The sequence below is a fragment of the Xanthomonas sp. WCS2018Noco2-27 genome (assembly GCF_031843525.1).
In the GTDB taxonomy this organism is placed as follows: Bacteria; Pseudomonadota; Gammaproteobacteria; order Xanthomonadales; family Xanthomonadaceae; genus Xanthomonas.
In genome coordinates this window covers 390,506-403,286 of sequence record NZ_JAVTIK010000002.1, presented here as the reverse complement: position 1 = coordinate 403,286, position 12,781 = coordinate 390,506, and the positions used below count along the sequence as shown (strand labels likewise).

The following is a 12,781-nucleotide window of genomic DNA, read 5'->3' as shown; positions in this document are numbered from 1 at the left end:
CTCGCCGCAGCTGCGGCACTTCTACTTCTTGAGGAACGATCGATGTCCAATGTGTCGCAACGTCGTGCACCTGCACGCGCACTGGTGGTGCTGGGTGTTTCCGCGCTGACCTCCCTGCTGGCCGTGCCGGCGTTTGCCGGTCAGGTCAATCTGTCCGGTCTGGAATCGCAGCCCACGCTGGACCGCTTCATCGTCAAGTACAAGGACGGCAGCAGCCCGACAGTGAGCCCGACGTCGATGCGCGCATCGCTCAATTCGGTCGCCTCAGCCGTGCCGGCCCGCGCCGGTCGCGCGCTGGGTCTGAGCCACGTGCGCCGCACCGCGCTGGGGTCGGAAGTGCTCAAGGCCAGCCGTGGCCTGGACCGTGCCGAAGCCGAGACGCTGATGCGCCGCATCGCCGCCGATCCGAGCGTGGATTACGTGGAAATCGATCAGATCATGTATCCGACGCTGACCCCGAACGACACGCGGCTGTCCGAGCAGTGGGGCTTCGGCACCACCGCATCCAGCATCAACGTGCGTCCGGCCTGGGACACCGCCACCGGCACCGGCGTGGTGGTGGCGGTGATCGACACCGGCATTACCAGCCACCCGGATCTCAATGCCAACGTGCTGCCGGGCTACGATTTCATCAGCGATGCCACGCGAGCGCGCGACAACAACGGCCGCGACAATAATCCGGCTGACCAGGGCGACTGGAGCACGGCCAACCAGTGCTTCTCGGGTTCGCCGGCCTCCAACTCGAGCTGGCACGGCACCCACGTGGCCGGCACGATAGCCGCAGTCACCAACAACAACACCGGCGTAGCCGGCACCGCATTCAATGCGCGCATCGTGCCGGTTCGCGCGTTGGGCCGGTGTGGCGGCTCCACCTCCGATATCGCCGACGCCATCGTGTGGGCCTCCGGCGGCACGGTGTCCGGCGTACCGGCCAACGCCAATCCGGCCGAGGTGATCAACATGTCGCTGGGCGGCAACGGCACCTGTTCCAGCACCTACCAGAACGCCATCAACGGTGCGGTGTCGCGCGGCACCACGGTGGTGGTGGCGGCCGGCAACAGCAATGCCAACGTGGCCAACTTCACCCCGGCCAGCTGCGCCAACGTGATCTCGGTGGCGTCGATCACCTCGGCCGGTGCGCGTTCGAGCTTCTCCAACTTCGGCACCACCATCGACATCTCCGGCCCGGGCTCGGCGATCCTGTCGACCTTGAACAGCGGCACCACCACGCCGGGCAGCGCCAGCTACGCGTCCTACAACGGCACCTCGATGGCGGCCCCGCACGTGGCCGGCGTGGTTGCGCTGGTCCAATCGGCGGCCAGCCGTCCGCTGACGCCGGCGGCAGTGGAAACCCTGTTGAAGAACACCGCACGTCCGTTGCCGGGCGCCTGCTCGGGCGGCTGCGGCGCCGGTATCGTCAACGCGGCGGGTGCGGTCAGCCAGACTCCGTAAGGCGAAGGCAAGGCGCGATGCCGGACTGACCGTCGGCATCGACGTCGGGCCGGCCCCGACGCCGCTGTCGGTGTTTTGAATCCTGCACTGCCCCGCTTCGGCGGGGCAGTGTGCGTTTGGGCATAGGCCACGACTGGGCGTCGGCCAACCGGCGGCGGCAATGGCTGAACAAAGCGCATGGAGCAGCCTTGCTGCCGCTTCAGCCCCGCAAACGGCGCGCCGATAGCCACCGCACGTGAGGCATGGCCGTGTGCAACCGCCCCACGATCAGGCAGTGCGCGTCGCAGAGGGCGTCAGCGCGTTGTCTTCCGAATTTTCAGCTCCTTGGGGAGGGTTGATCCATGTCGCATGTCTCGGTTGGTGTGCTGCGCCACGCTGCGTTTGTCTGTGCGTTGTCCTGCACGTTTTATGCCACTGCCGGCGAGGTCAGCCTGCAAGGGCTGGCGTCCAGTTCCACCCATCAACGTTTCATCGTCAGCTACAAGGACCGTGTCGGCAGCAGCCGTGCGACCGGCCTGTCTGCGCCGTGGCGCGAGATCGCCAGCGCCGTGCCTGCACAGCGCGGGCGCGCGCTGGGGTTGTCCGCTACGCGCCGGCTCAGCACCGGCCCGATGCTGTTGGTGGCCGATCGCAAACTTGATCGCGTGGATGCGGAAAGCCTGATGCGGCGCCTTGCCGCCGACCCGGCCGTCAAACGTGTGGAAGTGGACGTATTGATGCGCCCCTTACTGGTGCCCAACGATCCCGGCGTGCCGCAGCAGTGGGCGATGGGTACCAGCACCGCCGGTCTCAACATCCGGCCGGCATGGGACCGCACCACCGGCAAGGGCATCGTGGTGGCGGTGATCGATACCGGCATCACCAAGCATCCGGATCTGGACGCCAATGTGCTGCCCGGCTACGACTTCATCGTCGACCCGGCGACGGCGCGCGACGGCAATGCGCGCGATGCCAATGCCGCCGACCAGGGCGACTGGACGGCGGCAAACGAATGCGGGCCCGGTGCGTCCGCCTCCAGCTCCAGCTGGCATGGCACACATGTGGCCGGCATCGCGGCGGCGGTCGGCAACAATGCAGGCGGCGTGGTCGGCACGGCGTTCAATGCCAAGTTGCTGCCGCTGCGCGTATTAGGCCGCTGCGGCGGGTACATGTCCGATATCGCCGATGCGATCGTCTGGGCATCGGGCGGCAAGGTCACCGGTGTGCCGGCCAATCCGAATCCGGCCACGGTGATCAACCTGTCGCTGGGTGGTGCGGGGAATTGTTCGACAACGCTGAGCACGGCCATCGCCGGTGCGGTGACGCGCGGTAGCTCGGTGGTGGTGGCGGCAGGCAACAGCAATATGGATGTGGCCACCAGCGTGCCGGCCAATTGCCCGAACGTGATCGCAGTGGCGGCCACCACCTCGGCGGGCGCCAAGGCCAGCTTCTCCAACTTCGGCAAAGGCGTGGATATTGCAGCGCCGGGGCAGGCCATCGTCTCCACGCTCAATAGCGGCACCACGGTGCCGGGGAATGCGGCGTACGCGTCGTACAGCGGCACCTCGATGGCTGCACCGCATGTGGCTGGTGTGGTGGCGCTGATGCAGTCGGCGGCACTGAATCCGCTCACGCCGGCCATGGTGAAAGCCCTGCTCAAAAGTAGCGCCCGGCCGTTGCCGGTTGCCTGCACGCAGGGGTGCGGTGCGGGGCTGGTCAATGCCGATGGCGCGGTGGCGGCGGTGATCGCGTCGACCACCTTGGACAGGAATGTGGCACGTACCGGTTTGAGTGCAGCGCAGTCGGACGTGCTGTATTACCAGATCAACGTGCCGGCCGGTACGCGCTCGCTCAAGGTGGCGCTCAACGGAGGCAGCGGCAATGCGGATCTGTCGCTACGCGCAGCTGCACTGCCCACCGACACCGCCTACACCTGCCGCAGTCTGCTGCCGGGCAATGCCGACAGCTGCACATTGAACGCACCGGCGGCCGGCACGTATTACGTGCGGTTGAAGGCGACGCTGGCGTTTTCAGGGGTCAGCGTCACGGCGACGTACTGAGCATCGCGGGAGCACGGCTCCCGATGCGGCTTAAGACCGCCGACACACCGGCTGCGCTCGCCACCAGGTGGGCGCGGCCGATGCTGGGTGCGGGATGTACCACGCCTACGTTCCGGTGCTGAGCATGCCGTCCATGCGGACCTGACAAGTGCGCGCTAAGGTTTGGTGGCCGCTGTTACTCGCACAGCACGCAGGCGCGTGCAGTGAGTGCCTGCAGCAGCTGCGCGCCGGGCAATTCCAGCAGCAAGCCACGCTGGCCGGCATTGATCCACAGTGCCGGTGCGTCCAGCGCGGTGGCTTCGATCAGCACCGGCGCCTGCCGCTGCTGACCGAGCGGGCTGATACCGCCCACTTTGTAACCGGTGCGGCGTTCGGCATCGGCCACGTCCATCATGCGTGCGGACTTTCCACCGCACGCGCTGGCCAGTTGTTTCAGCGACAGGCGCCGGTTGCAGGGAATGACTGCGCACACGGCCAGGTCGTCGACCCAGGCCATCAATGTTTTCAGTACCGTCTGCGGTGCCAGCCCAAGCGCGTTTGCCGCCTGCAGGCCTTTGGCGTCTGCGTCGGGTTGATAGTCGTAACGGTGCAGCACGTAGGCCACGCCGGCAGCATCCAATGCCTTGGTCGCGCGAGTGGCCTTGCTCATGACCTCAGAGCGATTCGAAACGGTTGGCAGCGACGTTCTTGCGCACCTGTTCCGGATTCCAGATCCGCCCGTTCATGGCGATATACACGCCGGCCGGCAGCGACTGCACCGCACCGACCGCGCAACCGATATTGAACTCCGCATCCGAGCCGCGGAAACGCGCCGGGTTGAGCGCGCCGGTCATCACGATGGTCTTGTCGGCGATCGACTGCAGCACCTTGCCGGTTGCCACCATCGAATCGGTGCCATGGGTGATCAACACGTGGCGGGTCGGTTGGGCGGCAATGGTGGCGCGGATCAGCTCGCGATCAGCCTCGGTGATGTGCAACGAATCCTTGCGGATGATCGGAATGACCGAGAAGCGGAAGGTCACGCCCAGCTCTTTGAGGATCTGGCCAATCTGCGGGTCGCCGATCTGGTAGTCGGATTTGTCGTCGAAGTAGATCTTGTCGATCGTGCCACCGGTGGTGACGATCAGGAGGTCTTCCATTGCTGCGGATCCTGTAGGGCCGGCACGGTGCGGGCCGCGCAAGGCCGTCATGATACGGCCCCGGCCGGCGCCCTGCAGGGCGCTGCATCAGCAGTGCAAGGCACCCCAATTGGATGAGGTTGTCATGATGTGGCTGCCCGCCGCAGTGATGCAGTTGGATGGGCACCTGTACAAAGTCCGTGCTTGCTAGGCAAGCACGGACTCCTTGTGTCACACACTTCAGGTCACGCAAACACGCCGAGGGTGCAAGGCCCGACGCATGACGGTCGAGTGCCCAGACGCGATGCGATCAGTTCACCCACGGGCGAACATACTGGCATCCATAGGCTCTGTACTCGGGAAGATAGCCTTGCGTGATGATTGGCGCTCCCGTGTATTGCCAGATCTTGCGGCCTTGATAATTGCTTACAAAGTGATTGGCTTCCACCTTGACAAAGGGAATCGCAAACACGCCCAGATACTTCGTTCGGCCAATGCGCTCGCTCACCAAAACCGCTGTTCCGCCCTTGAATCCTACATGGGGCGTACATTCGGTCGATTCGGAGCGTTCGTTGCACTCGGTCCAGCTATGGCTGGCACTTCCGCTCAACGACAATCCTGGGATCTTCATCGGTAGCTCCCAGTCTGCGCCGATACCGAATTCGGTACTCCGGCACGCGCCAACGGTGGAGGACTTGGTGCTGGCGCTGCAGCTTCCGTTGGTCGAGCTGAAGCAAGTGGACCAATTCTTGAAATCGCCGTCTTCATAGAACGCCTTTTGCGTCTTGCCGACCCAGCCATTGAATAACTCGATATCCTTCGCATGGATGGTTGCGGCATTGGCGCAACTGCTTGCAAACAAAACAGCCGCCGCAGCAATCAACCAAGTGGTTTTGAATTTTTTATTCAGCATTTTTCAACTCCGTTGAGAATGATAAGTTTTTGAATATTTGAGCGTGCGCACGGCTTAGGCCGGAGGGCTTTAAGTCATTGGGGATGCACCTTGAGTGATTTAGCGGCTTAACGACGTACGCATTCCATCCAGATCAGGCGGCGACGCCGTTCATGACCGGCGACCACGATGATGTGGTGTCATGCACTTCCCCCTCGTTCACGGTGAAAGCAGTCCTACGAGCCGCGTGCCTTGGTCAACGCGGCAAAACTTTGTATTTCCGATTGGGATGCCTGTGGACGGGACACGGCTGCGGCAAGTTTGGATCTGAGTGGCGGAGTCAGCTCCACATCTCCGCTGCGCACCGAATTGAGCGTTTCCATTACCAACGGATTGCTCGGGTTATGCGAAAGATAGTTGGTGGCTGCCTCTGCAGCCGCCTCTGGGGAAGACAGGCGATAGACTTTTTGAGCGGCAATGGCGCGCACGGTGTCGTCGCCATCGCCTCTGATCAGGGACTCCAATTGCGACAGTGCGCTTTGTCGAAGCGCGGCACCTTCGATGGAGGTGTCCTGTTCCAGGGTCCCGATGAAGTTCAGTGCTGAAATCGACGGATAGTCGCCATTGCTGCGCTCGCCTAGCGAGGAAATCGCATCGGCCAGGATGTTAGGAGAAGCAGTCCCGGGCATGTTGGCATATGTCATGTACATGCCCCGATACAGTGTCTTGTCCTTGCTTTGCCAAATGCGGTTTGCCTCGGTAACCAGCATCTCCCTGCCGGTTGCGTTAAGCACCAGCATGTTGCCAAGTTCGTCCCGGAGCATGTCATCAGGCATCTTGCTGAGGTAGTCTGAAACGGCAAGCTTCGCTTTGTAATCGGCCTCAATGCTTGCAACTAGACGTGCCGCGAACGCGCTGCGCTGTGCATCGGAGAGCGATGGGTCGGACAGTAGGCGTTCGAAATACTCCTTGACCCGGGATGCGATCTCGTCAGCAGAAAAGATGCCTTCATCCTGCGGTGACAGTGGATTTTCAGAGGCCAGGGCACGCGCATCGGTGGCGGGTGGCGAAAAATAATTGCGTGAAGAAGAAGCTTTTTTACTCAAAGAACTCCCGCTGGTTGAATTGCCGTATTTCCCATTGGGTGAAGGGGTGCCGGAGTAACTGTAGATCGCTATGCAGGCGATCACGCTGCCGATAGCGACGAATAAAAGATTTCGGCGTCGCGGTGTGTATTGGTGCATCGTTGAATGTCCCAGGAAGAGTGGGGTGCTCGGTTATAATCGCGCAGTTCGTGCCGGATAGTGATTGAGGTTGGCAAGTAAAACGGGACCGCGACGACGTGATTTATTCCGTCGTTACAGATTCACATTTTTACGAAAGGCAGTGCGTACTTAAGTTGAAGCGGGTGCCGCCCTGCGTCGCAAACGTACTGGTGCCTTTGATTGGCTACGTGTCATCGACTGACACTGTGTGTCGCTGCGCTAAAGATTCAGGCAAAGATAAAAATTAGATAGTTCGTTTAAATAATACTACTTCGCCAGGCCGTTTTGCGGTTATTGATTGGTCTCTAGGTGTGGTCATGTCTCCTGTGGCGATAGCCGGTTGGGCAGGAGAATATTTGATCATTTTAACGAAGCATTAAGCCAGTGGCTTTGAGTGTTGTGGAATCGATCTATTCCGTGTTGCGAGAATGTATTGGGGATCCGCACGGAAAGACAAACTCTGTTTTGTAGGAGTGGTCTCTAATATTTTCTTTATCTCTAATAATTCGGAGATGGATGTGTCGGCAAAAAATTAACGTCGTGTTCTTAAAAAATCCCGCGGTGTTTGGTGATTCGGCACACCAAGGGCAGTCTGGCGCTAGTGCCAATGATCAACATCAACGCCTGGCGCGCTTGCCGGTGACTGGTGGTGGCGTGCAACAGCGCCCGCCCGCCGCTTGGCAACGGGGGTGTTCCAGTACGTTGAGTGCCCGCGTGTCGCTTGCGGTTAGGGTGTCGGGCGGCGCTTACCGAAGCGCGCGGCAACGCCGGGCCCGCTGACCAGCCCGATGACCAATAGCGCCAGCAGCAGCTCCAGCCATGCCAGCCCACGGACGTGGGGCTGGCTCCAGGCCGCCATCACGCCGTGACTGAACCAGCCCAGCGCAAAGGTGCCGGCCCAGAAGCGGGCACGGGCACTGCGCACAGCCAGCAGGCCGGTCAGTGCCGGCGGCAGCGCGAAGACCAGCAAGGCGGCGGTGCGACGCGGGTCGTCGTGAAACCAGATCACGTACACCACAGTCAGCGCCAGCAGCGCAAACGTCAGCGACCAATGCACGGCGCGCAGGCTCACGGCGCGGCGAGCCGGCGTGCGATGTCGGCCACGCGGCGGCCGAGCGCGCGCGCCAGCAGGGCTTCGTCCTCGCTGGGTTGCGGGTCGCCACCGGCGCCGGACACATGGCTGGCGCCGTACGGGGTGCCACCACTGGTGGTGTGGCTGAGCGCGGCCTCGGTAAACGGGATGCCGACGATCAAGCAACCGTGGTGCAGCAGCGGCAGGTGCATCGATAGCAGGGTGGATTCCTGGCCGCCATGCATCGAGGCGGTGGAGGTGAACACGCCTGCCGGCTTGCCGGCCAGGGTGCCGGTGGCCCATTCGGCGCCCAGGCTGTCGAGGAAGTGTTTCATCGGTGCGGCCATGTTGCCGAAGCGGGTCGGGCTGCCCAGCAGCAAGCCGCTGCATTCGGCCAGATCGGCGCGGTCCACATACGGCGCGCCTTCGTCCGGCACCGGCGGGGCGCTGGTCTGGGTCACCGCAGCCACCGGCGGCACCGTGCGCAGCCGCGCACTCATGCCCGGCACCTCACCGATGCCGCGCGCGATCTGCCGCGCCAGCCGCGCCACCGAGCCGCCGCGGCTGTAATACAGCACCAGAATCTCCGCCATCGTGCCTCTGCCGCCTGTTGAGTTGCCGCAGTATCGGCCATGCCGCCGCCTGCCTGCACGCCGCAGGTGCGACAAGGCCGCGATGACGGCGCATCGGGTACCCTTGCGCGATGTCGCGTGTGAACAAACTCCACCAATGGAAAGAGCGTCTGCGCGATCGCGCGCGGACGGTGAGCTTCGGGCGCTTTCTGTGGCGCCGCTTTCTGGACGACCGCCTGTTCCAGGCAGCGGCCTCGCTGGCCTACACCACGGTGTTTGCGCTGGTGCCGCTGGCAATCGTGGTGTTCGGCGTGTTGTCGGCGTTTCCTGCATTCAACGAATGGAAGGACGCGCTCACCGACTTCATCTTCAACAACTTCGTGCCCGGCGCTGCGCGCTCGGTGCAGAACTATCTCAACCGTTCGCTGGAAGATCTGGGCAAGTTCACCGTCGCCGGTATGGTGGCGCTGGTGGCCTCGTTGTTGATCACCCTGCACAGCATCGAACAGACCTTCAACAGCATCTGGCGGGTGGCTGCCGCGCGGCCCAAGGTGACCCGGTTTTTGATTTACTGGACCGTGCTGACACTGGGTACGATGCTCGCCGCCGCCTCGATGGCGATGGCGGCCTATGTGTTCGCGCTGCCGCTGTTCCGCACCACCGAAGGCCAGTGGCTGGCCGAATTCGCCTGGCGGCTGGCGCCGATGGCGGTGGAGTTCGTCTGCATCGTACTGATCTACCGCGTGGTGCCGCAGCATGTGGTGCGCCTGCGTCACGCGCTGCCTGGCGCGCTGCTGGCGGTGATCCTGATGGAAATCGTCAAATGGGGCTTTGGCTTCTATCTGGGCAATTTCCAGACCTATCAGCGCATCTACGGCGCGCTGTCGGCGCTGCCGATCCTGCTGCTGTGGATTTATCTCAGCTGGGTGTCGGTGTTGCTGGGCGCGTCGCTGGCATCGTCGATGTCCGCGTTCCGCTATCAGCCCGAAGCCATGCGCCTGCCGCCGGGCTTCGAAATTTATGGCCTGCTGCGTCTGCTCGGCCGTTTCCGGCAGGCACGCATCCACGGCAACGGCCTGGACGAAGACCGCATTCTTGCGCTGGAGCCGATGCTCACCGATACGCTGATGCAGGAGCTGCTGTGCGAGCTCAAACGCATCCGCCTGCTGCGGCGCGACGAGCGCGGCCAATGGCTGCTGGCGCGCGATCTGGACGTGGTGCCGTTGGCCGAACTCTACGAAAACTGCCAGCTGCGCGTGCCGATCGAAGACCGCCCGCTACCGTGCCGCGACGATGCCTACGGCCAGGCCGCCGCCGCCGCGCTGGAACAATTGCGTCAACCGTTGCGCGGCGTGCTGGCGCAACCGGTCGGCGACCTCTACACCCACCTCCCCGGAGATCCTCCATGACGATGCGTCTTGTGCGCGGCGCGTGCGCGCTGCTGTTGCCGCTGTTGCTGCTGACCGCCTGCAAGCCCACCGGCGAGGGCACGCCCGCTGCGGCCGATTCCGCGGTTACGCCTGCCACGGCCACCCAGGCACCCGAAAAACCCGCCGCTGACCCGGCCAGCGTGGCCAACACCTCGGTGGTGCAGCAGACCGCCGAGATGCCCAAGCTGTCGCTGCCCACAGTGTCGGGAGAGACCTACGACCTGGCCGCGCATCGCGGCAAGTGGGTGGTGGTCAACTTCTGGGCCACCTGGTGCGCGCCTTGCCTGAAGGAAATGCCGGAGCTGTCGGCACTGCACACCATGCGCGACAGCGTCGAAGTGGTGGGCCTGGCCTACGAAGACATCACCGCCGCCGACATGCTGGCGTTTTTGAAGGATCACCCAGTGTCCTACCCGGTAGCGATCCTGGACCCGTATCAGCCGCCGCAGGACTTCGCCACGCCACGCGGCCTGCCAATGACCTATTTGATCGGCCCGGACGGCAAGGTCGCCAAGCAGTTCCTCGGCCCGGTCACCGCCCGCGACATCGAAGCGGCGGTCGGCATCACCGGCAAGGCGGGGTGATGCAGGCGGCGCGTTTTGTGGTCAGCGGGACAGTGCAGGGCGTGTGGTACCGCGCCTCCACCCGCGAGCGCGCGCTGGCGCTGGGTGTGTACGGGCACGCCCGCAACCAGCCGGACGGCAGCGTGGAGGTGGTCGCCGTCGGCAGCCAGGCCGCACTGGATGCGTTGGAAACCTGGCTGTGGCAAGGCCCGCCAGCGGCGCAGGTGACGTCGGTGACACGCACGGCGTGCGCGGTTCCGCCGACTGAAGAATTTGTAACTGGCTGAGTGCGTGCCGCCACGGCGGGGCAACAGAGTTGCGTTGCTTCGCCGATAACCTTCTCAACGCGATCAGGCGTTCAGGGGAATGTAATGGCCGCTCCATCTCAAGATCACAACGACGGGCACGCTCCGGCGGCACATCGCCGCAATCACCAGCTGACGCAGTTCGGGCCGTGGCTGTATCTCGGCGCGCTGCTGGGCAGTGGCTGGTTGCTGTTCGTGCAGCCGTCCACCCGCGTCCTGCAACCCGAACAGGCGGCTACCAGCTGGCTGCTGGCGTGGACGTTTGGCGGCATCGTGATCGGTGCGGTGGCGTGGAGCCTGCGTCTGGCGCGTCGCGGTCTGGCGCAGCCGGCGGCGACCTACCCGATGTCGGCACGCCTGCCCGAATCGTGGACCGATGCCTACGCGGCGCTGCTGCGCCCGGCGGCTCCGGTAGTGCCTGCCACCCCCCGCCTCGACCCGACCGACACCCAGCGTGGCGCCGCCTGGCACCGCTTTGGCGCCGGCATGCTCAGTGCCGAAACTTTCGACCCCAACGATGCCACCCGCGCGCCGTGGGATGGAATGGATGCCCAGGCCTGCATCGCACGTCTGGACGAGGTGCGCACCGCCTGGCAGAACGCCTCGGTCAACCGCGCGCTGCAGCAGGATCGCCGCTACTGGCTCGACGTGGTGCTGTCGCTGCTCGATCACGGTGTGATGCGCCCGCTGCAGGACGGTTATCTGCCGGATACCGCCGCGTTGCGCACCGAGCGTTTCCTGCTGGGTGCCGATGCGGGCCCGGTGGTCCTGGCCGATGTGCCGGCCCTGTTCTCGCGCCGCCTGGCACTGGCGATCGAAGCGATGCCGACCGCACAACGCGACGCGGCCGGCGTGCAGTGGCGGCTGCTGCAGCAACTGCATGCATTGGTGGCCGAAGGCCGCATGCTGGACGAGCGCTCGCAGGTGATCCAGGTGCTGGCATGGAACCCGGACGTGGACCTGGACCAGGTCGAAGTGGCCTACATCCTGGCCGCCGAATACCGCGAAGGCATGCGCGACTGGTTGCGTCGCGCTGCGCTGGTCCGTTTGCCCGACAGCGCCTTACGCCTGGACGAAGTGCTGTTGTCGTCCTGCAGCCCGCTCGGCGCACAAGCCGACGATGTGGACTACATGGAAGCGATGCGCCCGCTGCACCGCGGTTTCATGCAGTTGTTCAGTCAGCGCCTGAGCCAGCTGGTGCTGCAGGCCGAGCAGGCCGAACGTCAGGCCGGCCTGCATCCGCTGCCGCGCGCCACCACGGCCAGCGACGAAGTTTCTCAGGACTGGCCGGCGTAATCGTCGATCGGTTCCAGCACGCCGTAGCGCTCCTTGTGCGGCTTGCCGTGCAGGGGCGGCAGCGCTAGCGGCTCGTCGGGCACCGCGGTGTCCGGCAGCCGATCCAGCAGATCGCGGATCAGGCTCAGCCGGCCACGTTTCTGGTCGTTGAAGTCCACCAGCGTCCACGGCGCATCCGGAATATGGGTCACTTCGAGCATGCGCTCGCGGGCGGCGGTGTAATCGTCGTATTTGGTGCGCGATTGCAGATCCACCGGCGACAGCTTCCAGCCCTTGAGCGGGTCTTCGTGACGCTCGGCAAAGCGGTCTTCCTGCTCGGCCTGGTCCACGCACAACCAGTACTTGAACAGCAGAATGCCGTCATCGACCAGCATCTGTTCAAAGCGTGGCGCCTGCTCCAGAAACGCCTCGTATTGCGCGTCGGTGCAATAGCCCATCACCCGTTCCACGCCGGCGCGGTTGTACCAACTGCGGTCCATCAGGACCAACTCGCCGCCGGCCGGCAGATGCGTTACATAGCGCTGGAAATACCATTGCGTGCTTTCGCGGTCGTTGGGCTTGGGCAGCGCCACCACCCGGCACTGGCGCGGGTTGAGGTGGCTGGCGATGGTCTGGATCACGCCGCCCTTGCCGGCGGTGTCGCGGCCTTCCACCAGCACCAGGGCGCGTTGATTGGTGTGGCGCAACCAGCGCGCCATGCCGACCAGCTCCAACTGCAGCGGTGCCAGCAACTTTTTATAGGCCTTGCGTTTCAGGTGCGACATGCGGGTTCCGTTC

13 protein-coding genes are annotated in these 12,781 nt (G+C 64.0%); 6 read left to right on the top strand and 7 right to left on the bottom strand.

What is annotated here, in order from left to right; genetic code table 11:
* Positions 1-42 precede the first annotated feature (42 nt).
* Together RQH86_RS06870 and RQH86_RS06865 are read left to right on the top strand one after the other, a co-directional pair.
* Positions 43-1,452 (top strand): S8 family peptidase, encoded by a 1,410-nt coding sequence (locus RQH86_RS06870; RefSeq protein ID WP_161961589.1) that lies wholly within the window; start codon positions 43-45, stop codon positions 1,450-1,452.
* A gap of 341 nt (positions 1,453-1,793) precedes the next feature.
* Positions 1,794-3,491 carry a S8 family peptidase gene (locus tag RQH86_RS06865; protein ID WP_311240283.1) on the top strand — a complete coding sequence of 566 codons (1,698 nt, stop codon included), beginning with the start codon at positions 1,794-1,796 and terminating at the stop codon, positions 3,489-3,491.
* A 175-nt stretch (positions 3,492-3,666) separates the two neighbouring features.
* Here the strand turns inward: RQH86_RS06865 and ybaK are convergent, their stop codons facing one another.
* The 6 genes from ybaK to wrbA form a co-directional block, all read right to left on the bottom strand.
* On the bottom strand, positions 3,667-4,140 hold the full coding sequence (gene ybaK / locus RQH86_RS06860; protein ID WP_311240284.1) for a Cys-tRNA(Pro) deacylase: 474 nt from the start codon (positions 4,138-4,140) through the stop codon (positions 3,667-3,669).
* Between the two features lie 4 nt (positions 4,141-4,144).
* The gene (locus RQH86_RS06855; protein WP_055851295.1) at positions 4,145-4,630 is read right to left on the bottom strand and encodes an asparaginase domain-containing protein; all 486 of its coding nucleotides are present in this window, start codon (positions 4,628-4,630) and stop codon (positions 4,145-4,147) included.
* 289 nt (positions 4,631-4,919) lie between these two features.
* The gene (locus tag RQH86_RS06850; RefSeq protein ID WP_311240285.1) at positions 4,920-5,522 is read right to left on the bottom strand and encodes a hypothetical protein; all 603 of its coding nucleotides are present in this window, start codon (positions 5,520-5,522) and stop codon (positions 4,920-4,922) included.
* A 215-nt stretch (positions 5,523-5,737) separates the two neighbouring features.
* Positions 5,738-6,745, bottom strand: coding sequence for a hypothetical protein (locus RQH86_RS06845; RefSeq protein WP_311240286.1), 1,008 nt, complete (start codon positions 6,743-6,745; stop codon positions 5,738-5,740).
* A 748-nt stretch (positions 6,746-7,493) separates the two neighbouring features.
* Positions 7,494-7,838 carry a DUF2069 domain-containing protein gene (locus RQH86_RS06840; RefSeq protein WP_311240287.1) on the bottom strand — a complete coding sequence of 115 codons (345 nt, stop codon included), beginning with the start codon at positions 7,836-7,838 and terminating at the stop codon, positions 7,494-7,496.
* The gene (wrbA, locus tag RQH86_RS06835; protein WP_005988829.1) at positions 7,835-8,431 is read right to left on the bottom strand and encodes an NAD(P)H:quinone oxidoreductase; all 597 of its coding nucleotides are present in this window, start codon (positions 8,429-8,431) and stop codon (positions 7,835-7,837) included. The genes RQH86_RS06840 and wrbA overlap by 4 nt, the downstream gene beginning before the upstream one ends.
* 110 nt (positions 8,432-8,541) lie before the next feature.
* Between wrbA and RQH86_RS06830 the strand changes: the two genes are divergently transcribed.
* The 4 genes from RQH86_RS06830 (at position 8,542) to RQH86_RS06815 (ending at position 12,004) form a co-directional block, all read left to right on the top strand.
* Positions 8,542-9,819, top strand: a complete 1,278-nt coding sequence (locus tag RQH86_RS06830; protein WP_115527186.1) for a YihY family inner membrane protein — start codon at positions 8,542-8,544, stop codon at positions 9,817-9,819.
* Entirely contained in the window at positions 9,816-10,424 is a 609-nt protein-coding gene (locus RQH86_RS06825) for a TlpA disulfide reductase family protein (protein ID WP_115553114.1), read from the top strand. Before RQH86_RS06830 ends, RQH86_RS06825 begins: the two co-directional genes overlap by 4 nt.
* On the top strand, positions 10,424-10,690 hold the full coding sequence (locus tag RQH86_RS06820) for an acylphosphatase (protein WP_115553115.1): 267 nt from the start codon (positions 10,424-10,426) through the stop codon (positions 10,688-10,690). Before RQH86_RS06825 ends, RQH86_RS06820 begins: the two co-directional genes overlap by 1 nt.
* A gap of 84 nt (positions 10,691-10,774) precedes the next feature.
* Positions 10,775-12,004, top strand: a complete 1,230-nt coding sequence (locus RQH86_RS06815) for a hypothetical protein (RefSeq protein ID WP_311240288.1) — start codon at positions 10,775-10,777, stop codon at positions 12,002-12,004.
* On the opposite strand, the gene ppk2 is transcribed toward RQH86_RS06815, so the two are convergent.
* Positions 11,986-12,768, bottom strand: a complete 783-nt coding sequence (gene ppk2 / locus RQH86_RS06810) for a polyphosphate kinase 2 (RefSeq protein ID WP_311240289.1) — start codon at positions 12,766-12,768, stop codon at positions 11,986-11,988. The genes RQH86_RS06815 and ppk2 overlap by 19 nt on opposite strands.
* Positions 12,769-12,781: the final 13 nt, after the last annotated feature.